Annotated in this window: 20 protein-coding genes; 13 read left to right on the plus strand and 7 right to left on the minus strand. The window is 66.9% G+C overall.

What is annotated here, in order from left to right; translation table 11 throughout:
* The first annotated feature begins 10 nt into the window (after positions 1 to 10).
* The 3 genes from A5651_RS13275 to A5651_RS13285 all read left to right on the plus strand — a co-directional run bounded on the left by A5651_RS13275 (position 11) and on the right by A5651_RS13285 (position 2,973).
* A complete protein-coding gene (locus A5651_RS13275; RefSeq protein ID WP_066980940.1) occupies positions 11 to 1,009 on the plus strand; it encodes a class I SAM-dependent methyltransferase in 999 nt (332 codons plus the stop codon).
* A complete protein-coding gene (locus A5651_RS13280) occupies positions 943 to 2,169 on the plus strand; it encodes a class I SAM-dependent methyltransferase (protein WP_197496611.1) in 1,227 nt (408 codons plus the stop codon). The genes A5651_RS13275 and A5651_RS13280 overlap by 67 nt, the downstream gene beginning before the upstream one ends.
* Positions 2,170 to 2,247: 78 nt before the next feature.
* A complete protein-coding gene (locus A5651_RS13285; protein ID WP_066980944.1) occupies positions 2,248 to 2,973 on the plus strand; it encodes an esterase in 726 nt (241 codons plus the stop codon).
* Between the two features lie 3 nt (positions 2,974 to 2,976).
* On the opposite strand, the gene A5651_RS13290 is transcribed toward A5651_RS13285, so the two are convergent.
* Positions 2,977 to 4,272, minus strand: coding sequence for a PQQ-binding-like beta-propeller repeat protein (locus A5651_RS13290; RefSeq protein WP_066980947.1), 1,296 nt, complete (start codon positions 4,270 to 4,272; stop codon positions 2,977 to 2,979).
* 99 nt (positions 4,273 to 4,371) lie between these two features.
* On the opposite strand from A5651_RS13290, the gene A5651_RS13295 reads away from it, so the two are divergent.
* The 3 genes from A5651_RS13295 to A5651_RS13305 all read left to right on the plus strand — a co-directional run bounded on the left by A5651_RS13295 (position 4,372) and on the right by A5651_RS13305 (position 11,519).
* A complete protein-coding gene (locus A5651_RS13295) occupies positions 4,372 to 5,109 on the plus strand; it encodes an acyltransferase (RefSeq protein WP_066980950.1) in 738 nt (245 codons plus the stop codon).
* A 99-nt stretch (positions 5,110 to 5,208) separates the two neighbouring features.
* Positions 5,209 to 8,376 carry an adenylate/guanylate cyclase domain-containing protein gene (locus tag A5651_RS13300; protein ID WP_066980953.1) on the plus strand — a complete coding sequence of 1,056 codons (3,168 nt, stop codon included), beginning with the start codon at positions 5,209 to 5,211 and terminating at the stop codon, positions 8,374 to 8,376.
* Positions 8,373 to 11,519 (plus strand): adenylate/guanylate cyclase domain-containing protein, encoded by a 3,147-nt coding sequence (locus tag A5651_RS13305; protein ID WP_066980955.1) that lies wholly within the window; start codon positions 8,373 to 8,375, stop codon positions 11,517 to 11,519. Before A5651_RS13300 ends, A5651_RS13305 begins: the two co-directional genes overlap by 4 nt.
* Here the strand turns inward: A5651_RS13305 and A5651_RS13310 are convergent, their stop codons facing one another.
* From A5651_RS13310 to A5651_RS13330, 5 genes are read right to left on the minus strand one after another with little or no spacing between them, the layout of a single operon-like run.
* The gene (locus A5651_RS13310) at positions 11,520 to 12,284 is read right to left on the minus strand and encodes a helix-turn-helix transcriptional regulator (protein ID WP_066980958.1); all 765 of its coding nucleotides are present in this window, start codon (positions 12,282 to 12,284) and stop codon (positions 11,520 to 11,522) included.
* The gene (locus A5651_RS13315) at positions 12,277 to 13,644 is read right to left on the minus strand and encodes an MFS transporter (RefSeq protein WP_066980960.1); all 1,368 of its coding nucleotides are present in this window, start codon (positions 13,642 to 13,644) and stop codon (positions 12,277 to 12,279) included. Before A5651_RS13315 ends, A5651_RS13310 begins: the two co-directional genes overlap by 8 nt.
* A 40-nt stretch (positions 13,645 to 13,684) precedes the next feature.
* Complete coding sequence (locus A5651_RS13320; RefSeq protein WP_066980963.1) at positions 13,685 to 14,926, minus strand: glycosyltransferase family 4 protein; 1,242 nt, start codon at positions 14,924 to 14,926, stop codon at positions 13,685 to 13,687.
* Entirely contained in the window at positions 14,923 to 16,452 is a 1,530-nt protein-coding gene (locus A5651_RS13325; protein WP_066980968.1) for a glycoside hydrolase family 57 protein, read from the minus strand. The genes A5651_RS13320 and A5651_RS13325 overlap by 4 nt, the downstream gene beginning before the upstream one ends.
* Positions 16,449 to 17,234, minus strand: a complete 786-nt coding sequence (locus tag A5651_RS13330; RefSeq protein WP_066980971.1) for a bifunctional 2-polyprenyl-6-hydroxyphenol methylase/3-demethylubiquinol 3-O-methyltransferase UbiG — start codon at positions 17,232 to 17,234, stop codon at positions 16,449 to 16,451. The genes A5651_RS13325 and A5651_RS13330 overlap by 4 nt, the downstream gene beginning before the upstream one ends.
* 232 nt (positions 17,235 to 17,466) lie before the next feature.
* Here A5651_RS13330 and A5651_RS13335 point away from each other — a divergent pair, with 232 nt between their 5' ends.
* The 6 genes from A5651_RS13335 (at position 17,467) to mnmA (ending at position 23,474) form a co-directional block, all read left to right on the plus strand.
* Positions 17,467 to 18,261, plus strand: coding sequence for an electron transfer flavoprotein subunit beta/FixA family protein (locus A5651_RS13335; RefSeq protein WP_066980974.1), 795 nt, complete (start codon positions 17,467 to 17,469; stop codon positions 18,259 to 18,261).
* A gap of 45 nt (positions 18,262 to 18,306) precedes the next feature.
* Complete coding sequence (locus A5651_RS13340; RefSeq protein ID WP_066980977.1) at positions 18,307 to 19,263, plus strand: electron transfer flavoprotein subunit alpha/FixB family protein; 957 nt, start codon at positions 18,307 to 18,309, stop codon at positions 19,261 to 19,263.
* 195 nt (positions 19,264 to 19,458) lie between these two features.
* A complete protein-coding gene (locus A5651_RS13345) occupies positions 19,459 to 20,286 on the plus strand; it encodes a GNAT family N-acetyltransferase (protein ID WP_066980980.1) in 828 nt (275 codons plus the stop codon).
* Positions 20,283 to 21,122 (plus strand): 1-acyl-sn-glycerol-3-phosphate acyltransferase, encoded by an 840-nt coding sequence (locus A5651_RS13350; RefSeq protein ID WP_066980983.1) that lies wholly within the window; start codon positions 20,283 to 20,285, stop codon positions 21,120 to 21,122. The genes A5651_RS13345 and A5651_RS13350 overlap by 4 nt, the downstream gene beginning before the upstream one ends.
* 47 nt (positions 21,123 to 21,169) lie before the next feature.
* Complete coding sequence (locus A5651_RS13355) at positions 21,170 to 22,372, plus strand: cysteine desulfurase family protein (RefSeq protein WP_066980986.1); 1,203 nt, start codon at positions 21,170 to 21,172, stop codon at positions 22,370 to 22,372.
* Positions 22,373 to 22,400: 28 nt separating this feature from the next.
* The gene (mnmA, locus tag A5651_RS13360) at positions 22,401 to 23,474 is read left to right on the plus strand and encodes a tRNA 2-thiouridine(34) synthase MnmA (protein ID WP_156662880.1); all 1,074 of its coding nucleotides are present in this window, start codon (positions 22,401 to 22,403) and stop codon (positions 23,472 to 23,474) included.
* On the opposite strand, the gene A5651_RS13365 is transcribed toward mnmA, so the two are convergent.
* Positions 23,471 to 24,115, minus strand: a complete 645-nt coding sequence (locus A5651_RS13365) for a sensor domain-containing protein (RefSeq protein ID WP_066980989.1) — start codon at positions 24,113 to 24,115, stop codon at positions 23,471 to 23,473. The two genes, mnmA and A5651_RS13365, sit on opposite strands and share 4 nt — an antisense overlap.
* Before the next feature lie 67 nt (positions 24,116 to 24,182).
* Here A5651_RS13365 and A5651_RS13370 point away from each other — a divergent pair, with 67 nt between their 5' ends.
* Positions 24,183 to 25,280 carry a methionine synthase gene (locus A5651_RS13370; protein ID WP_255361809.1) on the plus strand — a complete coding sequence of 366 codons (1,098 nt, stop codon included), beginning with the start codon at positions 24,183 to 24,185 and terminating at the stop codon, positions 25,278 to 25,280.
* Positions 25,281 to 25,357: the final 77 nt, after the last annotated feature.

The raw sequence follows: 25,357 nt of genomic DNA on the forward strand, positions 1-25,357 counted from the left end.
GCTGCCCTGCATGAGTTTCGAGGAACCCGACGCTGGACTCGATGTCGCCGGCCTGCCGGCTCCGAACCCGCACGCCACGGCGGAGCAGGTGGAGGCGGCCCGCAACGACTCCAAGCTCGCCCAGGTGCTGTACCACGACTGGGAGGCCGAGAGCTACGACGAGAAATGGTCGATCTCCTACGACAAGCGGTGCGTTGACTATGCCCGTGACCTGTTCGACGCCACCGTGCCGTTCTCCGAACAGCGGAAGCTGCCCTACGACCGCGCGCTCGAGCTGGGTTGTGGCAGCGGGTTCTTCCTGTTGAATCTCATCCAGGCGGGCGTGGCGCGGCGTGGTTCGGTCACCGACCTGTCTCCCGGCATGGTCAAGGTCGCCACCCGCAACGGCGAGAATCTCGACCTCGAGATCGACGGACGTGTGGCCGACGCCGAGCGCATTCCCTATGACGACAACACCTTCGACCTGGTCGTGGGTCACGCGGTGCTGCACCACATTCCCGACGTCGAGCTGTCGCTGCGCGAGGTGGTCCGGGTGCTCAAACCGGGCGGCCGGTTCCTGTTCGCCGGTGAGCCCACGAACTCCGGCGAGAACTACGCCCGCCCGCTGTCGACGTTGACGTGGAGGGCGGTGACCAACGTGACCCGGCTGCCCGGACTGTCGGGCTGGCGTCGGCCGCAGGCCGAGCTCGACGAATCGTCGCGCGCGGCAGCGCTCGAGGCGATCGTCGATCTGCACACGTTCTCGCCGCAAGACCTCGAACGCATGGCGCGCAACGCGGGTGCTGTTGATATCTCAACCAGCACAACTGAATTCACCGCCGCGATGCTCGGCTGGCCGATCCGCACGTTCGAAGCGGCGGTGCCGCCCGGCCGATTGGGGTGGGGCTGGGCGAAGTTCGCGTTCACCAGCTGGATGACGCTGAGCTGGGTGGACCACAACCTGTGGCGCCGCGTCGTGCCGAAGGGCTGGTTCTACAACGTCATGGTAACTGGGGTCAAACCGTCGTAGATTTCACACCAGAAGCCGTCGCCTACCTGAGCAGCGAAACCGGAGCGCAAGCGCTGCGCGATGTCGACGGCTTCCGGCTGACCGAGGCGACCCGCGTCTCGGATATCGCCTCGGTACGAAGGCAATTCGGCCACCACGCTCCGGCGCTGGTGGAAACGGTGCTGCTGCGTCGACGCGCAATGGCGAAGTTTGCCGACCCCAGCGGTTGGCTGTTCACCGACGATGCGCTGCAACAGGCCACGGCTCAACCCGTGGCCCACCACCGGGCCCGGCGGCTGGCCGGTGGCACCGTGCATGACGTCACATGTTCGATCGGCACAGAGCTTGCCGCGCTGCGGAACTCGGTCGCACTGCTCATCGGCAGCGACATCGATCCGGTTCGGTTGGCGATGGCCCGCCACAACGCCGGTGGCGTGCCACTGTGCCGGGCCGACGCGTTGCGACCCGTCACCCGCGACGCCGTCGTGCTCGCCGATCCGGCGCGCCGACGATCCGGGCGGCGGCGGTTCGACCCCCGCGATTACACCCCGCCGCTGAACGGCCTGCTCGACATTTATCGTAACCGGCTACTCGTCGTAAAGTGCGCTCCGGGAATCGATTTCGCGCAAGTCGAGAGGCTCGGCTTCACCGGCGAGGTCGAGGTCACCTCGTGGGCCGGCAGCGTGCGCGAGGCCTGCCTGTGGTCGGTGGGCCTGGCAGAAGCGGGGGTGCGGCGCCGCGCGACCTTACTGGACACCGGCGAGCAGATCACCGACGCCGAACCCGACGACTGCCCGGTCGCGCAGGCAGGACGGTGGATCGTCGACCCCGACGGGGCGGTGGTGCGTGCGGGGCTGGTCTGCCACTACGCAGCCAGGCACGGCTTATGGCAACTCGACTCGGATATCGCCTACCTGTCGGGAGACCGATTGCCCGACGGCGTGCGCGGGTTCGAGGTTCTCGACGAGCTGGGCTACCAGGAGAAGCGGCTGCGGCAGGCCCTCTGCGCACACGACGCAGGCGCCGTCGAAATCCTGGTTCGCGGCGTCGACGTCGACCCGGACGCGTTGCGCAGGCGGCTGAAGCTACGCGGTTCCCGACAGGTGTCGATCGTGATCACCCGCATAGGTTCCGGCTCGGCAAGTCGGGCAACGGCATTCATCTGCCGGCCGTCACGCTGATAACCCGGTTTCTTGTCGCCTGTATTGTTGCCTCGGCGGCTACGGGGCCGCTCCTGGACCTTTATGAGGATTACACCCATGCGTATCGCCACGTCGGTTCTCGCTGCCACTACGGCCGTATTCGTCGGTTTCTCCAGCGTCGTCGGCGCATCGCCGGCTTCCGCGGCGCCGCCGAAGTGTTCGGATCTCAAGGGCAACCTTGTCGGGCAGAATTGCGTGATCGAGGAAGCTGATACCGGTTACAACCTGCGCATCACCTACCCGGCCGGCTACCCGGACGTGCAGGCCGTTTTCGACTGGGTCAAGCAGACGCGTGACGGATTCGTCAACGTTGCCAAGTCGCCCGACTCGCGCACCCATCCCTACCAACTGGAAGTCACGTCCACTGAATACAACTCGGCGGTTCCGCCGCGCGGCACGCAGTCGGTGGTTTTCAAGGTCTACCAGGACGTCGGCGGGGCGCGTCCGCAGACGTTCTTCAAGGCGTTCAACTGGGATCAGACGCTGCGCTGGCCGATTGTGCTCGACTCTGGCGGCCGCGAGAAAACACAACCACTTTTCCAGCCCGGCACCAACCCGTGGCCGGTGATCTTCCCGCTCGTGCAGGCCGAGTTGGAGAAGCAGACGGGAACCAAACCCACCATCGCGCCGGAGGTCGGCTTGAACCCGGCGACCTACGAGAACTTCGCTATCCAAAACGACACACTCGTCTTCTTCTTCGCCCAGGGAGCGGTCCTGCCGGATTCGGCGGGCGCGCTCACCGTGCCGATTCCGCGGGCACCCGTCGACCGGATGATCGCCTAGCCGCTAACGGGGCCCGAAGCCGTAGACCTGTCCGACGCTGGTCGTGACGACGACCCGGCGGTCGTGGCCGATCGACACCCCGACCGGATACCCGGCCGCTTCCGGCACCCGATATTTGTTCACGGTGCGACCGTCGCCTGGGTCGAACACCAGCAGAGCCTGGCCGTTCTCACCGTCCTTGACGACGGTGTAGGCGACGTGTGAGCCCGCTTGGCTGGCCGTGGTCAGCGGTGTGATGTCATCGCGCGTCCACACCACGTCGACGTGGTCACCGCGGTCACGGAACGCGGCCAGCTTGGTGGCCGATCCGCCGCCGGCGAGGATCAAGCCGTCAGGCGCCACGGAGGGCGGGGTCGACGACTGGAACGACAGTGGCTTCGACCACTTCGGTTTGCCGTTGGTGGCGTCTAGCGCCCACAACGTTTCGTCGCGGCCGTTGACATAGATGGTCGACCCGTCGGCAGACGCGACCGGGCTCGCGAGTGTTCCCGCCTTGACCGCGTCGCTGGTCCAGGCCACCGCCAGATTCGGGGTGCTCTCGGGTCGGTACTTCAGCCCGACGAGCACGGAGGCCGGCGCGCCGGGCCGCCACACCGGCACCACCACGACGCCGGATCCGTCGGCGAAGGCGGGCGCGGCTGCGACCGGGCACTGCGGCCGTGCCGGCCGGCAATCGGCCAGTCCCCGCTGGGAATCCGTCGGGTCGATGCCTTCGACCAGATCCAGCGGAGTCCCGATCACCGTTCCGCGGTGGGCGTCGAACAGCAGCACCTGTCCTAGATGCGTCACGACCAGAAGATGGTCGGGCGCCAGAATCCTTGCCGTGGTGGGCATCCCGATGACCGGCTGCCGCCACCTGATCCACTGCGTGGGCGGAAACGACAGCATGGCGCCGGGCTGACCGATGTAGAGATTGTCGAATCCGTCCCACAACGGGCTGGACGATCCGCCGCCCTGCCACAGCCGTGTGCACCAGCGCTGGCGGCCGTTGTTGTCGGCCTCCCACACCATCAGCGAGCAGCCCGCCGGGGTCTGCCCGTTGACCGCCAGATACGGCCCCGACCCGAGCACCGCCGCGGCGTCGAGCTCACCCTTCACCGAGCGGCTCCACCGCAGATCCAGCGCTTCGGCGCCGGCCAGACTGGTGTAGCTGCTGTTGGCGGCGTCGGCGTACTGGGCGGGCCAGCCGTCGGACGCATGCGCCTGGACCCAGGAGTCGGTGTTACCGCACCCGGCAAGCGCACCGGTGGTCAGCGCCGTCAATACCGACACGGCCGCCACGATTAATCGCCGGAACACTCGATCCTTCCCGTCGCTGTTGGAGGCATTGAGAGGCATTGATAGGCCCACGTGAGGGTAACCGCTCAGGGCTCAGACGCTCGCGTAGGCTTTCCGGCCATGACGACGATGTGGGGCGCGCCGCTGCACAAGCGGTGGCGGGGATCGCGGCTGCGCGACCCGCGCCAGGCCAAATTCCTCACGATGGCGTCCCTGAAGTGGGTGATCGCCAACCGTGCGTACACCCCCTGGTACCTGGTGCGCTACTGGCGGCTGCTCAAGTTCAAGCTGGCCAACCCGCACATCATCACCCGGGGCATGGTGTTCCTGGGCAAAGGTGTGGAGATCCAGGCCACCCCGGAGCTTTCCACGATGGAGATTGGCCGCTGGGTCCATATCGGCGACAAGAACACGATCCGCTGCCACGAGGGATCGCTGCGTTTCGGCGACAAGGTTGTGCTGGGTCGCGACAACGTCATCAACACCTACCTCGACATCGAGCTCGGTGACTCCGTGCTGATGGCGGATTGGGTGTACGTCTGCGACTTCGATCACAAGATGGACGACATCAACATGCCGATCAAGGACCAGGGCATCCTCAAGGGCCCGGTGCGGATCGGGCCCGATACCTGGATCGCCACCAAGGTGACCATCCTGCGCAACACCACGATCGGCAAGGGATGCGTGCTGGGGGCGCACGCTGTCGTCAAGGGCGATATCCCTGACTTTTCGATCGCGGTGGGCGCGCCGGCCAAGGTTGTGAAGAACCGCAAGCTGGCGTGGGACACCTCGGCCGCCGAGCGCGCCAAGCTGGCCGAGGCGCTGGCCGACATCGAACGGAAGAAGGCCGCCCGCTAGCCGCCATCTCCCCGCGAGCGGGCGTGTTTGTATGCCGACGCCCCGTGCTTCCTGAGCAAAAGCAGCACGCTCGCGCGGTGCGAGAGTCACAGTAATGACGTGACGGCGGGTTTGTCCTGTGAAAACTGCGGTGCCGCGCCGAGAGCGGAGGCGCGATTCTGCGATGCCTGCGGGGCATCGCTTGCCTCCGTCCCCGGCCGCGCAGAGTACAAGCAGGTCACCGTCCTGTTCGCCGACGTCGTGCATTCGATGGACATCGCCGCGGCGGTCGGCGCCGAGCGATTACGCGAGATCATGGCCGAGCTGTTCGCGCTGTCGTCAGCCGTCGTCAAACGCTACGGAGGCACGGTGGACAAGTTCACCGGCGACGGAATCATGGCCGTCTTCGGTGCGCCGATTGCGTTGGAAGACCATGCTTTACGTGCGTGCCTGACGGCTCTGGACATTCAGGCCGAAGCGCAGCGCCTCGCTTTAGAACTGCGGTACCGCGACGGCATTGAGTTGCAGCTGCGTGTCGGTCTGAATTCCGGTGAGGTAATTGCCGGCGAAATCGGTTCGGGCCCTTTGAGTTACACCGCTGTTGGCGAGCAGGTCGGAATGGCGCAGCGGATGGAGGCCGCGGCTCCTGCCGGTGGGGTGATGCTCAGCGAGTCGACGGCGCGTCTGGTCGAGGATTTCGCCGTCCTGGGCGAGCCGGACAAGGTGCAGATCAAGGGCAGCGAGGCGCCGGTGGTCGCTCGCCGCTTGATCGCCACAGCTGCCGAGGACGCCCGCCCGGAACGGCAGCTGGCGACATTGGTCGGCCGGGACTGGGAGATGAGCACGATCACCGGCATTGTCGACCAGTCGGTCGAAGGCAAGGGACGCGTCGTCGGGCTCGTGGGCCCGCCGGGAATCGGCAAGAGCAGGATGGTCAAGGAGGTCACCCGGATCGCGACCGAGCGGGGCGCGGACGTGTATACGACGTATTGCGAATCACATACCACTGATATCCCGTTCCACGTCGTGGCCAGGCTGTTGCGAAATGTCTTCGGCATACGTGATCTTCCCGACGACGTGGCGCGCGCGATAGTCCGGGGCCGCATGCAGGACAACGACCCTGAAGATCTTGTGCTGCTGGACGACCTGCTTGGTATCCGAGCGCCCGATGTCCCCCTGCCGGATGTCGACGCCGATGCGCGCCGACGCAGACTCGCCAGAATGCTGAATACCGCTGCGGCTGCGCGTACCAGGCCCGCGGTGTTCGTGATCGAGGACGCCCACTGGATTGATGTGGTCAGCGAGGCCATGCTTGCCGAGTTCGGCGCGGTGGTCCCGCATACTCCCGCGCTTGTCCTCGTGACTTACCGCCCGGAGTACCGCGGCTCACTTGATCGGCTGCCCAGCTCTCATCGCATTGCGCTCGGCCCGCTCGACGACTCGGGGTCACAGGCATTGGCCGGTGAACTGCTCGGCGTGGATTCATCGTTGGCCGTGCTCGCGATCCAGGTGGCCGAGAGGGCCGGCGGTAATCCGTTTTTCGTTGAGGAGATCATCCGCGATCTGGCCGAACGTGGAGTCATCCAAGGCAGGCAGGGCGAGTACGTGTCGCAGCGTGATACGACGGATGCACACGTTCCTGCTTCTCTGGTTGCGACGATCTCGGCCCGCATCGACAGGCTCGACCCGGTCGCGAAGCGAACCCTGAATGCCGCGGCGGTCATCGGCTTACGGTTCGACGTCGAACTGCTTGCGCTCTTGACCGACGACATGGAGCTGTCGGAGTTGATCGCGGCGGAGCTGGTCGATCAAACATCGTTCGCGCCCCGGGTCGAATATGCGTTCCGGCATCCGCTCATCCGCACGGTTGCCTATGAATCGCAGCTGAAATCGGACCGGTCGCTTCTGCATCGAAACCTGGCCGCGGCGCTCAAACGCACCACGTCGAGCGGTGCCGATGCCGCGTTGATCGCCGAGCACCTCGAGGCCGCAAGCGAACTTCGGGAAGCCTACGACTGGCACATGCAGGCCGGCGAATGGGCGCGCTTCCGCGATTCCAACGCGGCTCACCGTAGTTGGCTGAGGGCACGCGATGTGGCCGACCAGCTTCCGGTGGACGCCCCGCACAGAACTGCGATGCGCATCGCTCCCCGAACCCTCATTTGCGGAACTTCATGGCGCGTGGCCACCGTCGGTACCGATGACGCCGGCTACGAGGAGTTGCGCGCGCTGTGTATGTCGATCGGTGACGACGTCTCGTTGGCCATCGGCATGGGCGGGGTGATGACCACACTGCTGTTCCAACAACGGATCAACGAGGCGGCGCGTGTCGCGTCGGATTGCAGCAGGCTGCTCGAGAAGATGACGGTCGATCCGGCGTTCACGTTCGAGGCGGCCGCGGCCATGAGCAATGTCTTTTATCAGGCCGGCTCGATCGTGGAGGGTATCCGCACGGCTCAGGCGGCGATCGACGCCGGCGGCGGTGATCCTGCGAGGCATCACAGTATTGTCGGCTCGCCCTTGGCCCTCGCATTCGCCGCGCGCGGAGTAAACCGTTTCTGCCTCGGACAGAGCGGCTTTCGTGACGATCTCGACCGTGCGATGGCCATGGTCGACTCGACAGAGGACGCGTCTTCGTATGCCGCCGCGCTGACCTTCAAGTACGCGTGGATCATCGAGAACGGCGCGATGGTGGTCGACGCGGCCGCTGATCGGGAAAGCGCGGAGGCACTGCAACGAGCGGAACGATCCGGTGACGACACCGCGCTGGGCTTGGTCTTGGGCACTCGGGGAATCATTCTGGCCAATCAGGCGCCCCAACGTTCCGCCGGCCTGGAACTGCTCGACCAATATCGCGAAGCCGTGCGGCAGCGGCTTCCAGGAACGAAGTTCGTTCGCTTGGCCGACATCGAAATCGCCAGGCAGAAGGCACGACTCGGCGATCTGGATGGAGCGATTGAGCTCAGCCGAGGAACCCTACAGTTTCTCTTTGACAGCGGCGATATGAGCACCCGCGGTCCGACGCTTGCGGTGTTGGTGGAGTCGTTGCTTCAGAGGGGATCTGACGCCGACTTATCCGAAGCCGAAGCCGCAATCGAGAGACTGGCCGCCGTGCCCACCGACCCCGGATTCGTCTTGCACGAACTGCCGATACGGCGGCTGCGGGCGTTGCTGGCCCGGGCGCGCGGCGACGAAGCGGGGTATCGCCGCTATGCAGACAGCTACCGGCGGATGGCCGATAACCTTAACTTCGAAGGGCATATGGCGCTCGCGGAGGCCATGACGTGACGGCGGATCCGGCCTGTCGCAGCTGCGGTGCCGCGCCGCGAGCGGAGGCACGGTTCTGCGATGCGTGCGGGGCACCGCTTGCTCCGGTCCTGGTTCAGGCCGAGTACAAACAGGTGACGGTGCTGTTCGCCGATGTCGTGCATTCGATGGACATCGCCGCCGCGGTGGGGCCCGAACGGTTGCGGGAGATCATGGCCGATCTGTTCGATCGATCGGGTGCGGTGGTGACCCGTTACGGCGGAACAGTCGACAAATTCACCGGCGACGGGATCATGGCTGTCTTCGGGGCGCCGAGGACCCTCGAGGATCACGCCTTTCGTGCCTGCATCACGGCACTGGAGGTACAGAGGCAGGCCGCCGCGCTTGCTGCTGAGGTGCTCGACCGTGACGGTATCGCCCTGCAGCTGCGAATAGGGCTCAATTCAGGGCAAGTGATCGCCGGCGAAATCGGTTCCCGCGACGTGAGATACACCGCCTTCGGCGAACAGGTCGGGATGGCACAACGGATGGAGTCGGTGGCCCCGCCGGGTGGCGTTATGCTCAGCGACTCGACGGCGCGCCTGGTCGAGAACGCGGTCGCGCTCGGCGACAACGAGATTCACCACGTCAAGGGTGCCGCGAGCCCGGTCACGGCGCGGCGGCTGTTGGCGATCGACAACGAACAACCCCGCATCGGCAGCCAGTCAGTTCTGGTCGGACGGGTGCGAGAGCTGAATTTTCTCACCGGCGTGCTGGATGAGGCTATTGCGGGCGCCGGTTGCGTGGTGAACATCATCGGACCACCCGGAATCGGCAAGAGCCGGTTGGCTCGCGAGACCGCCGCACTCGCGGCGAGTCGAGGAGCTGCGGTGATCACGGCGCATTGCGAATCGCATACCACTGACGTCGCTTTCCGCACGATATCGAGCTTGTTCCGGGCAAGCATGGGGCTCGATCAACTGGATGATGCAGCCGCCAGAGCGCAGATCCGCATGCGGTTCGCCGATGCCGACGCCGAGGACCTGCTTCTGCTGGAGGACCTCTTGGGCGTTGCGGACACCGACACCGCGCCGACTGACGTCGCCGCCGATGCACGACGGAGACGGCTGGCGGCGCTGATCAACGCGGCGGCACTTGCCCAGACAGAACCGGCGGTCTACGTGATCGAGGATGTGCACTGGATCGACGAAACCAGCGAATCGATGCTGGCGCAGATGATGTCGGTAATTCCGCACACTCCGACTTTGGTTCTGATCACGTGTCGACCCGAATACCAAGGGGTGCTGACCCGGGTATCGGGCGCTCAGACGATCGGACTACGTCCGCTGAGCGATGTGCAAAGCTCGACGCTCGTCACCGAATTGCTGGGCACCCACTCGTCGTTGGCCGGTGTGGCCGGCCAAGTCTGCGCTCGTGCTGCAGGCAACCCCTTCTTCGCCGAGGAGATCGTGCGTGACCTCGCCGAGCGGGGGGTGCTCGAGGGAACCCCGGGAGCGTATGTGCTGCGCGGTGATCGGGCAGAACTCGACGTGCCGGCAACGCTCCAGGCGACCATCGGCGCACGCATCGACCGGCTGAGCGCTGCAGCCAAGCACACACTGAGCGCGGCGGCAGTGATCGGGTCGCGATTCGATGCACGCCTGCTGGCAGACGTTGTCGAGGCAGCCGAAGTCGCGCCGCTGATCGCCGCCGAGCTGGTCGAGCAGGTGCAGTTCGGACGGCGAGACGGGTATGCGTTCCGCCACCCGCTGATTCGAACCGTCGCCTACGAATCACAACTGAAATCGGATCGCGCGCAACTGCATCGACGTCTGGCCACCGTCATCGAGGCTCATGACGCCGCGGCAGCCGACGAGAACGCGGCACTGATCGCCGAGCACTTGGAAGCCGCGGGGGAGCTGCATGCGGCGTTCGGTTGGCATCTGCGGGCAGGTACGTGGTTGGCGAATCGTGACTTCGCGGCTGCGCGCAACAGCTGGCGGCGTGCACAACAAATCGCCGACAGGTTGTCCGACACCGACCCGCAACGCGCCTCGATGCGAATTGCCCCGCGAGCGTTGTTATGTGGAAGTGCACACCGGCTCGGCGGTGGCGTGGAGACCGGTTTCGATGAATTGCGCGAGCTGTGCATGGCCACAGGTGATTTGCGCTCATTAGCGATCGGTTACAACGGTCATATGACCGTGAAGCTGTTCGAGGGGCGCAGACGTGAGGCCTCTGAGCTGGCCGATGAAATGATCCAGCTGCTCGAATCGATCGGCGATCCGGCGTTGATGGCCGCCCTGTCGCTGGCCCCCTCGACGATCAAATGCGAGACCCGGGAGATGCGTGAAGTACTCCGGCTGACGCAGCGCGTCATCAGTCTTGCTGAGGACGCGGCGGGCGAGAGTGCGCTGTTCATCGGGTCGCCGGTGGCGCTCGCTCTAGCTTTGCGGGGCCAAGCTCGTGCGTGTCTAGGTCTCGCCGGGTGGAAGGAAGACATGCGCAGGGCTCCGGCGATTGCGCAGAATTCCAACCCGCTGACGCGCCAGGCGGTGGCGTTCTACACCTATGGTTTCGCCATTCCCTACGGCGTATTGCTGCCGGACGACGAGGCCCAGCGCGAGACCGCCGAGACACTGGTGATCGCCGAACACATCGCCGACAACCCCACGTTCTTCGTCGCCCGACTTGCCCGCGCGATGATTCTCGCCCAAGGCCCCGACCGCGAGGCCGGTGTCCAGCTGCTGACAGCGATGTGCGGGGAGGGCGGAATCGATGCGGTACTGACGATGCCCATTGCCGAAACGCACGTCGCGCAGGAGCGCGCCAGGACGGGCGATTTCGACGACGCGATTGCACTGTCTGCGTCGGCGTTGAAGCGCCTGACCGAGTCGGGAGAATCGACCTGGTCCGCACTGGCCAGCATGACTTTGGCGGAGGCTCTCATACAGCGCGGAGATACCGGGGATCTCGAGCGGGCTCAGTCTGTGATGGACCAATTGGCGGCGATCCCAACCGATCCGGGATTCGTCCTGCACGACATCACGTTGCATCGTCTGCGTACGGTGATGGCTCGAGCGCGCGGCGACGATGCCGGGTACCGCGAGTCGCGTGACTGCTACCGCTCCATGGCGGAGAGGCTCGGCTTCGAAGGGCATATGGCGTGGGCGGCTGAACTCTGATCACTGCTGCCAGTCGATACCGAAACCGTCGGCCAGCGCCCTGCATCCCTTGTCGGTCACCGTCACCGCCCGTCCTCGCGGCACCCGCTTCGCCCAGCCCGCCGACAAGAACCGGTCCAGCACCGCCCTGCCCAGCGCGCCGGACAGGTGGTGACGCTGTTCGGTCCAGTCCACGCAGTACCGCACGAGCGGTCTTCTGCCCGTCGGCACTTGGACTCCGATGTCGGTGAGGAAGCCGCGGCCGTCGCCGGTCAGCTCGTACTGAATCTCGTGGCCGGGGCGACTCAACGCGTCGCGGCCGTCACGGCGAGGGTGGTAGCGCCCATCACCGCCGACGAGCGCCTCGCGCTCGAGCAGGTTGCCCATGATCTGTACTCCGAGCCTGCCTGCGAGGTGGTCATAACACGTACGCGCGCTGCGCAACCGGGCCGCGCGGGTGCCCTCACGCAGGGACCGGACCGGCCGCGGAGGCGCGAGGCGGACCAAATGTTCCAAAAGCTCACCGATTTCGGGGCCGGCCAGCCGGTAATAGCGATGCCTGCCGTGCGTCTCAACCGACAGCAGTCCCGCATCGGTCAGTTTGCCGAGGTGGCTGCTGGCCGTGGACCTGCTGATGCCCGCCTCATCAGCGAGCACGCTGGCGGGCAGCGCGCGGCCGTCGTCGAGGGCGAGGAGCACCGCGCATCGCGCCGGATCGGCCAGCAGCGACGCCACCGCGGCGATGTCAGCGTCTCCACTTGTGGGCAGGGCAGCCACATCACGCATGACAGACCTCCTTCGTCGCGCCGGTGTCGGCTCGGGTTCCTCGCCACGCCACCGCGGTGCCGATCAGCTGGACGGTGCCGCCCACCGCCATCGCGGCCTGGACGCCGACGGCCGCCATGGCACTACCCAACACGGCCACACCGACAGTGATACCCACCAGACGGGCCAGATTGACCACGCTGGCGGCCAACCCGGCACGCTGCAGCGGTACGGCTGCCATCGCGAGCCCCACTGCGGGGCCGGTGTTGAGCGCCAGCCCGGCGCCGGCCAGCACGAACGACAGCTCCAGCAGCCAGACGTCGGCGTGTGGTCCCGCAACCGCGTACAGGAGCAGCCCCGCGGCCATCAGGCCCATGCCTGCGGTCATCGGGAGTCGCGGGCCGGTCCGGTGCGCCAACGCGTTGACCAATGGGATGAGCACCAGATACGTCAGAGGCATCGGCAGAAACCAGATGGCGGTCTCCACTGCGCTGACGCCCCGCTGCTGTTGGAAGACAAAGCTGTTCACCAACAGTAGGCCGTAGATGCCGAACGTCATCGCGAACGTCGCGAACAGCGCTGCGTTCAGCCGGCGGCTGCGAAACAGGTCGAGCGGCAGCATCGGTGTGGCGGAGCGGCGCTGGCTGTGGACGAACGCAGCCATCGACGCGACAGCGCACAGCGCCAGCACGGCAACGCCGGAGGCAGACATCGAGCGCCCCTCGACGAGGACGACGGTCAGCGCGGCGAGGCCGACGACGGCCAGCGTCTGGCCGCGCACGTCGATGCGCGACGCCCCGTGGTCGCGGGATTCCGGCAGATAGCGATACGTCATCAGCAGGGCAAGGAAACCCACAGGAATGTTGAGCCAGAAGATGTAGCGCCAGCCGGCGGTGTCGGTCAACACGCCGCCGAGGATGGGACCGATCGCGGTGCTCATCGCAGCTGCGATCGCCCAGGCCGCGGTTGCCCGCCCCCGCTGGATGGAGTCGGGAAAGGCTGCGGCTGCGATGGCCAAGCCTTGCGGCAGCATCAGCGCGGCGCCAATACCCTGCACTGCGCGCGCGGCCAGCAGCACGGGCAGTGAGGGCGTCGTCGCGCAGGCGAGTGAGGCGACGACGAACAACGTCAGCCCCACCCGCAGCAGCCGTCGCCTTCCGAACCGGTCGCCCAGCGATCCCGACGTCAGCAGCAGCGCGGCGAAGGTGACGTTGTAGGCGTCGATCGTCCATTGCGCGCCCGAGATGCCGCCGCCGAGGTCGGTGCGCACGGCGGGCAGCGCGAGGTTGACCGCGTTGGCGTCGACCAGGCCGACGAATAGACCCAGGTAGGCCGCGACCAGGGTCAGTGCCGAATCGAGAGTGATTTTTCTGCTGTCCATACCCGCACGCTAGGTGCGGAATGATTCGACGGCGGTCGAACTATCCGCGGTCGGGCAGGGCGTGCTCGATGATCATCTGACGGGGGTGCGGTTGCCGTTCACCGCGTTTGGCCGCCAGGTAGACCTGCGCCGTTTCGGCGGCCACGGTGTGCCAGTCGAAGTCGGAGGTCAACCGTTCCCGTGCCGCGGTCGCGTGTTCTTGGGCCGCCTGCGAATCGTCGAGCACGGCCCGCACCGCCGCGGCCAGCGCGGCAATGTCGCGCGGCGGGAACGACCGTCCGGTCCTGCCGTCAATCACCGCCTCGCCGAGACCGCCGACGTTCGACGCCACCAACGGTGTGCCCGTTGCCGCCGCTTCCAGCGCGACGATGCCGAACGGCTCGTAGTGGCTGGGCAGGACCGCCGCGTCGGCGCTGTGCAGCAACTGCACCAGGCCGTCGTGATCGACGCGCCCGACAAATGTTACGGCCTTGAGCACCTTGAATTTTCGCGCTTGCTCGACGAGCCACTGGTATTGCGTGCCGTCGCCGGCGACGGTCAGCGTGGTGCCGGGATGGGTGCGCCTGATACGCGGCAGGGCCGCGATCGCATCGTGGATGCCTTTTTCGTACTCGAGCCTGCCGAGGTAGAGCAACTGCGCGGGACCCTTGCGCGGCCGCCGTTCGGCGAACGGCCACAGACCGGCGTCGATTCCGTTGCGGATGACCCTGATTTCGGCGAGGCCAGGTCCGAAGAGTTCGGTGATCTCGTCGCTCATCGATCTAGAACATGTGATGAGCGAATCGGATTCACGCACCAGCCAGGACTCCAGGGCGTGCACTTGACGGCTGATCGGGCCCGATATCCAACCCGAGTGTCGGCCCGCCTCGGTGGCGTGAATCGTGGAAACCAGTGGTACGTCGAAGTATTCAGCCAGGGTGATGGCCGGGTGGGCGACAAGCCAGTCGTGCGCGTGCACGACATCCGGACGCCACGGCCTGCCCGATGCCTTGATCGCCAGACCGGCGCGCGTCATCGAATGACCCATCGCCAGCGTCCACGCCATCATGTCCTTGCCGAAGTCGAATTCGTGCGGGTCGTGGGCGGCGGCGACGACGCGGACGCCCTCGCTGAGCTCGTCGGTCGACGGATGCGTGCTGGGGTCGGTGCCGGACGGGCGGCGGCTGAGGACGACGATCTCGTGGCCGGCGGCGGCCAGCGCCGTCGCCAGCTGGTAGACGTGCCTGCCGAGCCCACCGACCACCACCGGCGGGTACTCCCACGACACCATGAGAATCTTCATGAGCGGGCCAGCCTTCGGGCGTCGAGGGCGCCGAACAGGCCGTCGGCGCGGTTCCAGCCGGCCGCCAGCTGTTCGGCCTGGCCCCGGCGGCCGCTGGCCAGTGCACCGGCGATCTCGCGGGTGGCGTGCGCGTGCAGGTGGGCGCGGTAGCGGGCATAGTCGGCCGCCGAATCCTTGCTGACCATGAACGGCCAGTCGCTGGACACCGTCAGCAACGTCTCCCGCAGGATCTGGTCGGCGACCACGTCGCGGGCCACCGGTGCGCCGACCGACGCGTTCTGCTCGAACGCCTTGTCCACGGTGCTCAGCGCGGTGTCGACGACTTCGGCGTTCAACTGCACCATGTCGGCCACGTTGTCGCCCGACCACACCGACCAGTCCTTGCCGGAACCCCAAGAGCTGGGCGGTAATTCGACTGGGCTGCCGGTGAACCCGTCGGTTTTCGCATCGGCGAGCGTGCCGATTCGGATGCCCGCTGCGGGCAGCGCCCGAAGCACCCGTTCGAGCCAAAGCGGGCCCTCGTACCACCAGTGGCCGAACAGCTCGGTGTCGAACGCCGCGATGACATGCGCGGGCCGACCGATCCGCTCGCTTTCCCCGATGAGCCGTCGGCGCACCACATCAACGAAGTCGTCGACGTGAGCGTCCACCGCACGATCGGCGCGAGCCGGGTCGTAGGACGCCTTGGCATCCGAGGGCACGTTGCGGCCGGTGACGCGGGCCGGCTTCAGCCCAGTGGTGTGGTCATAGGTATGGAAATCGCGGTACGCAGCGTGGCCCGGATAGCCCGACTTCGGCGACCACACCCGGTAGCTGACCTGCAAATCGCGCCCGAAGGCGATGACATCGGAGTCGCCGACCGGCCGGCCCAGCGCCGTGTCTCCGCGCAGTGAGGGGCCGTCGACCATGAAATGGCCGACACCTGCTGCGGCGTAGTCGATTTCCATGCCGGGGGCGTACGCGCATTCGGGCGCCCAAATCCCGGCCGGGGTGTGCGCCAACCTCTGGTGGGTGTCGGCGAGTCCTTCCCGCAGCGCGAACTCGCGCAGCCGAGGATTCAGCAGCGGTTGGAAGGGGTGCGACAACGGGCCGCCGAGCAGCTCGATGCTCTCGGAGTCGATCAGTTCGCGCAGCAGCGGGCTGCCGCCGTGCTGCCACAGGCCGGCGAACTCGTCGAGCTCGCGGTCGGCCTCAGCGACCTCGCGAACACCGAACTCGCGCAACGGGTCCCGTAATGTTGTCGCTTCCACCGCACGCAGCCGCCAGTTGGCCAGCCAGTGGTGCATTCCCGTCAAGCAGTACGGGTCGTCCAGCTGTGCGGTGACAACCGGCGTCATCCCGAGTGTCAGCAGATGGCCGCGGTTCTCGTCGGCCAGCCGGCGCAGCACCCGCATCAACGGCAGGTAGGACGCCGACCAGGACTGGTAGAGCCACTCCTCACCAACCGGCCAGCGACCGTGATGGGCCAGCCACGGCAGATGCGTGTGCAGGACGAGGGTGAATAGCCCCGGCACCGGATCACTCACGGTCGCACCGCGATCGCGACGAGGTCCAGGCTTTCATCGATATCTCGGTCGTCCGCGTCGGTCAGATCAAAATCGTCCACCCCCACCGAGCTGACGTCGGCCAGCAGGTCTGGCGGCCACGGCGCGTCGGCGAGCGCGCGGGCGACCTGAGCCTCGATGAGCGAACCGCCATGCTTGGCGTCCAATTCGGCCAGCGTGGGGCCGTGGAACACACCAAGCATGGATTCGACGGCGAATCCGGCGGATTCCAGCAGCTCGGTCAATTCCGCGGCGTTGAGCTCGCGGGTGTGAAACGGGTTGATCGGCGTATCGCGGCCGGGGGAGAAGGTGATCCTGTTGGGCGTCGACATCAACAGCAGCCCCGAGGGCCGCAGCACGCGCAGGCATTCGGCCACGAACTGTGGCTGATCCCACAGATGCTCGATCACTTGGAAGTTCACCACCACATCGACGCTGCCGTCGGTCAGCGGAAGCTGCGCCAGGTTGCCGTGGCGCATGTCCACCCGGGGGTAGCGCGCGCGGACATGGGCGACGGTGGCGTCGTCGTAATCCAGACCGATCACCCGGCGGGCGACGTCAGCGATCAGGTCGGCGCCGTACCCCTCGCCGCAGCCGGCCTCTAGCACGTCTCGACCTGCGCAACGGTCGCATAACCGCTGGTAGACCACCTCATGGCGGCGAAACCAGTAGTTCTCCTCGGCCAAACCCGGGATTGTGCGCTCCCCGGTCAGAGGCAGAGCACCCTCCGGCCCGGCCGGACCGTCGGTCACAAATGAGCTCATTGCAAAAGGCAGGCTAACGCAGGCGGCGGGGCAATGACTGGTTCGTGGGCCGGTTCGCGCGGGGTTGGCCCGGCTCAGCACCGCTAAGGGGAAGTCAGCGCACAAACTTCGACCAGCTATGGTGTTCGTGCGAACCACCGTAAGTTACTGACGAGTAACATGGTGGCGACTGCTCAAAACGTGGTATCGGGGGCCGACCGCCGGTCTCCTTCGAGGAGGACGAACCAGACTCATGACGAACATCGTGGTCCTGATCAAACAGGTCCCTGACACGTGGTCGGAACGCAAGCTGACCGACGGCGACTTCACCCTTGACCGTGAGGCGGCCGACGCCGTGCTCGACGAAATCAACGAGCGTGCCGTCGAAGAGGCGCTGCTGATCAAGGAGCGAGAGGGCGATTCGGGGGGCACCGTCACCGTTCTGACCGCCGGTCCCGAGCGCGCCACCGAGGCCATCCGCAAGGCGCTGTCGATGGGTGCCGACAAGGCCGTGCACCTCCTCGACGACGGTCTGCACGGCTCCGACATGATCCAGACCGGGTGGGCCCTGGCTCGCGCGCTGGGCACGATCGAGGGCACCGAACTCGTCATCGCCGGAAACGAGGCCACCGACGGCACGGGCGGCGCGGTGCCCGCAATCATCGCCGAGTACCTGGGCCTGCCGCAGCTCACTCACCTGCGCAAGGTCACCGTCGGGGGCGGCAAGGTCACCGGTGAGCGGGAGACCGACGATGGCGTGTTCACCGTCGAGGCGTCGCTGCCCGCGGTCATCAGCGTCACCGAGAAGATCAACGAGCCGCGTTTCCCGTCCTTCAAGGGCATCATGGCCGCCAAGAAGAAGGAAGTCACCACGCTGACGCTCGCCGAGATCGGCGTCGAGGGTGACGAGGTCGGTCTGGCGAACGCGGGTTCGAAGGTCCTGTCGTCGACCCCCAAGCCGCCGAAGACGGCCGGCGAGAAGGTCACCGACGAAGGTGAGGGCGGCACCAAGATCGCCGAGTACCTCGTGGCGCAAAAAATCATCTAGCCCCCGCGACCGAATTCCTTTCCGACACTTAAGGCGAATCAACTCATGGCTGAAGTACTTGTGCTCGTGGAGCACGCCGAAGGTGCCCTCAAGAAGGTCACCTCAGAACTCATCACCGCCGCCCGCGTCGTGGGCGAACCGTCGGCCGTCGTGATTGGCAAGCCCGGCACCGCCGAGCCGCTGATCGACGGCCTGAAGGCCGCAGGAGCGGCCAAGATCTACGTCGCCGAGTCCGATGACGCGGAGAACTACCTCATCACCCCACACGTCGACGTGTTGGCGTCGCTGGTGGAGTCGGCCTCGCCGGCCGCCGTGCTGCTGTCGTCCAACGCCGACGGCAAGGAGATCGCAGGCCGGCTCGCCGCCCGCATCGGCTCCGGAGTGCTCAGCGATGTCGTCGACGTCAAGGACGGCGGCAAGGGCGTCCACTCCATCTTCGGCGGTGCGTTCACCGTCGAGGCAGAGGCCACCGGCGAGGTTCCGGTCATCACCCTGCGCGCCGGCTCGGTGGACGCCGAGCCGTCCGACGGCGCGGGTGAAGTGGTCAACGTCGAGGTTCCGGCGCAGGCCGAGAACGCCACCAAGATCACCAAGCGGGAGCCCGCGGTGGCAGGCGATCGCCCTGAGCTGACCGAGGCCACCGTCGTCGTCTCCGGCGGCCGCGGCGTCGGCAGCGCCGAGAACTTCGGCGTCGTCGAGGAATTGGCGGACGCTCTCGGTGGTGCGGTCGGTGCCTCGCGTGCCGCGGTGGACTCCGGTTACTACCCGGGCCAGTTCCAGGTGGGCCAGACCGGTAAGACCGTCTCGCCGCAGCTGTACATCGCACTGGGCATCTCGGGTGCGATCCAGCACCGTGCCGGTATGCAGACGTCGAAGACGATCATCGCGGTCAATAAGGACGAAGAGGCGCCGATCTTCGAGATCGCCGACCTCGGCATCGTCGGTGATCTGTTCAAGGTCGCCCCGCAGCTGACCGAGGCGGTCAAGGCTCGCAAGGGCTGATTTCATCCGCTGAGCTGTTCGCCGAGCGCTCAGTCTCGTACGCAAATTCCAGGCGAAATCCGCCGATGGCGCGTGCGAGATTGAGCGCTCGGTGTGTTTTTGACATCGCTGCTAGTCACAAATAGTCACTTGGCGTGCACGGACACGTCACCGTGAGGATGCCGTTTCGAGAGGCAGAGACGCGACCGTGCAGTCGTGAGCACTGCTTCCGTTCTGATAGCCGCTGATCAACCGAGCGGTCCGACGACGTCGTCGGCGCCGCGTTACACCCTGCTGCTGTCCACCGACCCCGCGCTCATCGATGCCGCTCAACGACTTCGACACGACGTATTCACCACCGAACCCGGTTTCGCTCTCACAGGTACGACCGATGGCCGAGATGCCGACCGATTCGACGAGTTCTGCGACCATCTGCTCGTCCGTGAGGACAACACCGGCGAGGTGGTGGGCTGCTACCGCATGCTGCCCCCGCCGGGAGCCATCGCCGCCGGAGGGCTCTATACCGCAACCGAATTCGATGTCCGCGGGCTGGACGCGCTGCGGCCCTCGCTGGTCGAAATGGGCCGCGCGGTGGTCCGCGCCGACCACCGCAACGGCGGTGTGGTGCTGTTGATGTGGGCGGGCATCCTGGCCTACCTCGACCGGTGCGGTTACGACTACGTCACCGGTTGCGTGTCTGTGCCCGTTGAGGATTCGGTCACTGCCCTGGGCAGCCAGATCCGCGGAGTCCGAGACTTCGTGCTGCGACGCCATGGCACCCCGGCCGAATACACGGTGTACCCGTACCGGCCTGTGACGATCAACGGCCGGGGACTGGACGACATCGATCCGCCTGCGCGCGTGACCGTTCCACCGCTGATGCGGGGCTACCTGCGGCTCGGCGCCCAGGTGTGCGGCGAGCCGGCCCACGACCCCGACTTCGGTGTCGGCGACTTCCCGGCCCTGCTAGACAAGCGCAAGGCCGACACGCGATACCTCAGACGGCTGCGATCGGTCGCGGCGGCCAACGAGATCGCCTCATGACCGCCACCGCGGAAACCAGTCCCTGGGTTCCCAGGGCCACCTGCGACGCCGGCTGTGTCGCGGCGGGCGCGGCGCCCAGCGGCCGAGCGCTGGTCGTGGCGATGCGAGTGGCAATCCGGGCGTCCCTGGCGATCACACTGCTGACGGCGGTTCCGCTGTTGGCGATCCCGATGCCGGGCCGCTACCACATCCAGCGCGGCTACTGTCGGCTGATGTTGCGCGCGCTGGGCATACGAATCGCCGTGTCGGGCGGCCCAATTCGCAATCTGCGCGGCGTGCTCGTGGTCAGCGGGCACGTGTCCTGGGTCGACATCTTCGCGATCGGTGCGGTGATGCCAGGCTCATTTGTCGCCAAGGCCGAACTGATCAGCTGGGCCGGCCTCGGGATCGCCGCGCGGCTGATGAAGGTGATCCCGATCGAGCGGGCCAGCCTGCGCGGGCTGCCCGACGTCGTCGCCATGGTGGCCACCCGCCTGCGCGCCGGGCAGACGGTGGTCGCGTTCCCCGAGGGCACCACGTGGTGCGGTCTGGCTTACGGCCCGTTCCGACCCGCCATGTTCCAGGCCGCCGTCGATGCGGGACGGCCGGTGCAGCCGCTGCGGCTGGCCTACCACCACCGTGACGGGTCGCCGTCGACTGTGGCCGCCTACGTCGGCGACGACACCTTGATCGCGTCGATCCGCCGCCTGGTCACCGCCCGTCGCACCATCGTCGGCGTCCAGGTTGAGTCGCTGCAGTTGCCCGGCGCCGACCGCCGCGACCTGGCCGCCCGCTGTGAGGCTGCGGTGCGCGGAGACACCGGGCGGCGGGCACACGGTCACGTGCTGGTCGCCTGACCTGCGAGTCCGGGTGTTCGCCGGTCGGCGGCTACCATGGAACGGTTATGACCTCGGACTCTCGGTCGGTCTACCTGGATCACGCCGCCACCACCCCGATGCATCCCGCTGCCATCGAGGCGATGACGGCCGTGCTGTCGACGGTCGGTAACGCGTCGTCGCTGCACGGCACCGGCCGCCTGGCACGCCGCCGCGTCGAGGAGTCACGCGAAACGCTCGCCCATCTGCTGGGCGCGCGGCCTTCCGAGGTGATCTTCACCGCGGGCGGCACCGAAAGCGACAACCTGGCCGTCAAGGGCATCTACTGGGCGCGTCGCGACGGCGAACCCCGTCGTACCCGCATCGTCGCCACCGCCGTCGAGCACCACGCAGTTCTCGACTCCGTCGAGTGGCTCGTCGAACACGAAGGCGCGGAGATCACCTGGCTGCCCACCGAGCCCGACGGTTCGGTCACTCCCGCCGCCCTCCGCGACGCTCTGCAGGCGCACGACGACGTCGCGTTGGTGTCGGTGATGTGGGCGAACAACGAGGTCGGCACGATCATGCCGGTGGCCGAACTCGCTTCGGTGGCGGTCGAATTCGGTGTGCCGATGCACAGCGACGCCGTGCAGGCCGTCCCACAGATACCCGTCGACTTTGCCGTGAGCGGCCTCTCGGCGATGAGCATCGCCGCGCACAAGTTCGGCGGACCCACAGGGGTCGGTGCGCTGCTTCTGCGGCGCGACACCGCCTGCGTGCCGCTCTTGCACGGCGGCGGCCAGGAACGCGACGTCCGTTCGGGGACAGCAGATGTCGCGGGTGTCGTCGCGATGGCCGCTGCCGCCGAGATCACGATCGACGCCATGGAGACCACCAGCGCACGGGTGCAGGCACTGCGTGACCGGCTGGTGGACGGGGTGTTGTCCCGCATCAATGACGTCGTTGTGAACGGCGCGACGGGCGCGCGGCGGCTACCGGGCAACGCGCACTTCACATTCCGCGGCTGTGAGGGTGACTCCTTGCTGATGTTGTTGGACGCCAAGGGGATCGAGTGCTCCACCGGTTCGGCTTGCACGGCAGGTGTCGCCCAGCCGTCGCACGTGCTGACCGCCATGGGCGCCGACCCGGCCAGTGCCCGCGGATCGCTGCGGCTTTCGCTCGGCCACACCAGTGTCGAGGCCGACGTCGACGCCGCACTGGAGGTGCTGCCTGCCGCCGTGGACCGTGCGCGACAGGCAGCGCTGGCGAGTTCGGGAGCGGTTGAGTTGTGATGAGCGCTTGCGCGAAGAACAGACGATGATGCGTGTTCTGGTTGCGATGAGCGGCGGGGTCGACTCGTCGGTCGCCGCCGCGCGGATGGTGGACGCCGGACACGACGTGGTCGGTGTGCATCTCGCCCTGTCTGCCGCGCCGGGAACGTTGCGCACAGGATCGCGCGGATGCTGTTCGAAGGAGGACGCGGGAGATGCCCGTCGCGTCGCCGACATTCTCGGGATCCCGTTCTACGTCTGGGATTTCGCGGACAGGTTCAAAGAAGATGTCATCGACGACTTCGTGTCGGCGTATGCCCGCGGCGAGACCCCCAACCCGTGTGTGCGGTGCAATGAACGAATCAAGTTCTCGGCGTTGTCAGCGAGGGCGCTCGCGCTCGGGTTCGACGCCGTGGCCACGGGCCACTACGCGCGGCTCGCCGACGGGCGACTGCGACGCGCCGTCGACCGTGACAAGGACCAGTCCTACGTGCTCGGCGTGTTGACCGCGCAACAGCTGCGTCACGCTCTCTTCCCGATCGGCGATACGCCCAAGCCGCAGATCCGCGAGGAGGCCGCGCGCCGCGGCTTGGCCGTCGCCGACAAACCCGACAGCCACGACATCTGCTTCATCCCGTCCGGGGACACGAAAGCGTTTCTCGGCAGCCGCATCGGCGTGCGCCGGGGCAGCGTGGTGGATTCGGCCGGTACGGTGCTCGCCGAACACGACGGCGTGCACGGGTTCACGATCGGTCAGCGCAAAGGGCTCGGCATCGCGGGGCCCGGTCCCGACGGGCGACCCCGCTACGTGACGGCCATCGACGCCGACACCGCGACGGTGCACGTCGGCGCCGCCGCCGACCTCGAGGTGTGGACGCTCACCGGCGAGAAACCGGTGTTCACCTCGGGGGCGGCGCCAAGCGGCCCCGTCGAGTGCGCGGTGCAGGTGCGGGCACACGGTGGCATCGCCGACGCCGTGGCCGAACTGCGCGACGGCACGGTGGCGGTCCAGCTGCGCGCGCCCCTGCGCGGGGTGGCACCCGGCCAGACCATGGTCCTCTACCGGCCCGACGCCGACGGCGACGAAGTGCTGGGCAGCGCCACCATCGCGCGCAGCGATTAGTTCGGCACCTTGTTCATGATGTTGGTCATGACGATGTCGGGCACCGACTCGGGAAACGAGCAGAACGACACCTCGGCCAGCACGACGTTCTTGATCCGGTAATCGCGCCCGCATGTCCCCGACGAGCGCATGGTCAGCGTGTCGTGGTCAGCGGTCCACTCGCCGATGAATGTCGATCCGAGTTCTGTTGAGCCGCAATCGTATACGCGCCTGATGAGGTCAGCGAACGCATTCCGGGCGGTTTCGGTATCGCGGTAGGCGGCGGCGCCCTCAGAGATGAGCCCGCCGTCGGGCGGATTCTGATACGTCGTCTTGTGGAACTCCTCGACCTGCGAGCCGAATGTCTGCGTTTCAGCGAAGTACCACTTGCACTCCTGCGGGGTGCCGTTCATCAGGTCGCTGACGTCGACAGGGATCTTGCCGTCCATGCTGGGCACGATCGTCAGGTTGTCGCCGGCGCCGGTGACCGCCCGCATCTGCGCCTGGTCGAGCATCACCGACTCGACGTCGACCGGCGACTGCGATTCGTCATCGATGCCCGGCACGGCGCGAATCGCGGTGCCCTGGATCGACTGCGCACAGCCCGCGGCGAGAAGCGCAGCAGCGCACAGCACCGCCAGTCGAACCGCCACTGAGGACATGGTTGACGACTCCTTCCCCTGTCGCAGACTAACGCGTGTGGCAGGTGTGGCGGATAGTGTTGGCGAAGTGACTCCCTTTGATGGTGCTCCTCGCGTCCGCGGCTCTGATGGTGCTCCTCGCGTCCGCGGCTCCGATGGTGCTCCTCGCGTCCGCGCGTTCGCCACGGGCACCGGCATCGGATCCTGGCCGGGGACGTCGGCCCGCGAGGCCGCCGAGATCGTCGTTGGCGAACTGCACCGTCTGCCGCATCTGGTGGAGTTACCGGCCCGCGGGGTGGGGTCGGACGTCATCGGCCGGGCGGGCGCGCTGCTCGTCGACATCACCCTCGACACGGTGCCGAGGGGATACCGCATCGCCTCGGGCCGCAGCGCGGTGTCCCGTCGCGCCATCAGCCTGCTCGCCGAGGACATCGATGCGCTCGAAGAAGCGTGGGAGAAGGCGGGCCTGCGGGGCAGTGGTCGCACCGTCAAGGTTCAGGCCCCCGGACCGATCACGCTTGCGGCGCAGCTGGAATTGTCCAGCGGCCACCGCGCGATCACCGACAGCGGAGCGGTGCGCGATCTGGCGCGATCGCTGGCCGAAGGCGTCGCTGCACACCGCGCCGAGGTGGCCCGGCGGCTGGACGGCGCGGTCGTCGTTCAGTTCGATGAACCGTCGCTGCCTGCGGCGCTGGCCGGCAGGCTCACCGGGGTCACCAGTTTGACCCCGGTTCATCCCGTCGACGAATCCGTCGCCGCCGCGATCCTCGATGAGTGCATCGCGGTCGTGGGCGGCGAAGTGGCGCTGCACAGCTGCGCCGGCGAGCTGCCGTGGGCCCTGTTGCAGCGCAGTGCCGTTGGCGCGGTGTCCTTCGATGTGTCGACATTGACCGCGGAGGACCTCGACGGCGTCGGTGAGTTCATCGAATCCGGCCGGACGGTGATGCTGGGCGTCGTGCCCGTCACCGGACCCGACCGCCGACCGTCGGCCGAGCAGGTGGCGGGTTCGGTGGTCGACCTAACGGACCGACTGGGCTTCGCCCGGTCGACATTGCCCGGGCGGCTCGGCGTCACGCCGGCTTGCGGCCTGGCCGGGGCAACATCGCAATGGGCCCGCGCAGCCATCGAGCTGGCGCAGAAGGCCGCCGACGACATCGCCGACGACCCTGAAGCGATCGCCAAATAGTGTTTGCCGGGCAAAGTTTTGTGCAACAATGCCGGACGGGTCCTGGGTGGGGTGAGCCCAGCGGGTCAGGGAAGGTA

It is taken from the genome of Mycobacterium sp. 1274761.0, from assembly GCF_001668615.1.
Classification (GTDB): domain Bacteria; phylum Actinomycetota; class Actinomycetes; order Mycobacteriales; family Mycobacteriaceae; genus Mycobacterium.

Excerpts from the sequence above, each read along its gene's own strand:
- A5651_RS13275 (WP_066980940.1), top strand. The coding sequence starts at position 11 with ATGAGTTTCGAGGAACCCGACGCTGGACTCGATGTCGCCGGCCTGCCG.
- A5651_RS13285 (WP_066980944.1), top strand. The coding sequence starts at position 2,248 with ATGCGTATCGCCACGTCGGTTCTCGCTGCCACTACGGCCGTATTCGTC.
- A5651_RS13295 (WP_066980950.1), top strand. The coding sequence starts at position 4,372 with ATGACGACGATGTGGGGCGCGCCGCTGCACAAGCGGTGGCGGGGATCG.
- A5651_RS13310 (WP_066980958.1), bottom strand. The coding sequence starts at position 12,284 with ATGCGTGATGTGGCTGCCCTGCCCACAAGTGGAGACGCTGACATCGCC.
- A5651_RS13315 (WP_066980960.1), bottom strand. The coding sequence starts at position 13,644 with ATGGACAGCAGAAAAATCACTCTCGATTCGGCACTGACCCTGGTCGCG.
- A5651_RS13320 (WP_066980963.1), bottom strand. The coding sequence starts at position 14,926 with ATGAAGATTCTCATGGTGTCGTGGGAGTACCCGCCGGTGGTGGTCGGT.
- A5651_RS13330 (WP_066980971.1), bottom strand. The coding sequence starts at position 17,234 with ATGAGCTCATTTGTGACCGACGGTCCGGCCGGGCCGGAGGGTGCTCTG.
- A5651_RS13335 (WP_066980974.1), top strand. The coding sequence starts at position 17,467 with ATGACGAACATCGTGGTCCTGATCAAACAGGTCCCTGACACGTGGTCG.
- A5651_RS13340 (WP_066980977.1), top strand. The coding sequence starts at position 18,307 with ATGGCTGAAGTACTTGTGCTCGTGGAGCACGCCGAAGGTGCCCTCAAG.
- A5651_RS13350 (WP_066980983.1), top strand. The coding sequence starts at position 20,283 with ATGACCGCCACCGCGGAAACCAGTCCCTGGGTTCCCAGGGCCACCTGC.
- A5651_RS13355 (WP_066980986.1), top strand. The coding sequence starts at position 21,170 with ATGACCTCGGACTCTCGGTCGGTCTACCTGGATCACGCCGCCACCACC.
- mnmA (WP_156662880.1), top strand. The coding sequence starts at position 22,401 with ATGCGTGTTCTGGTTGCGATGAGCGGCGGGGTCGACTCGTCGGTCGCC.
- A5651_RS13365 (WP_066980989.1), bottom strand. The coding sequence starts at position 24,115 with ATGTCCTCAGTGGCGGTTCGACTGGCGGTGCTGTGCGCTGCTGCGCTT.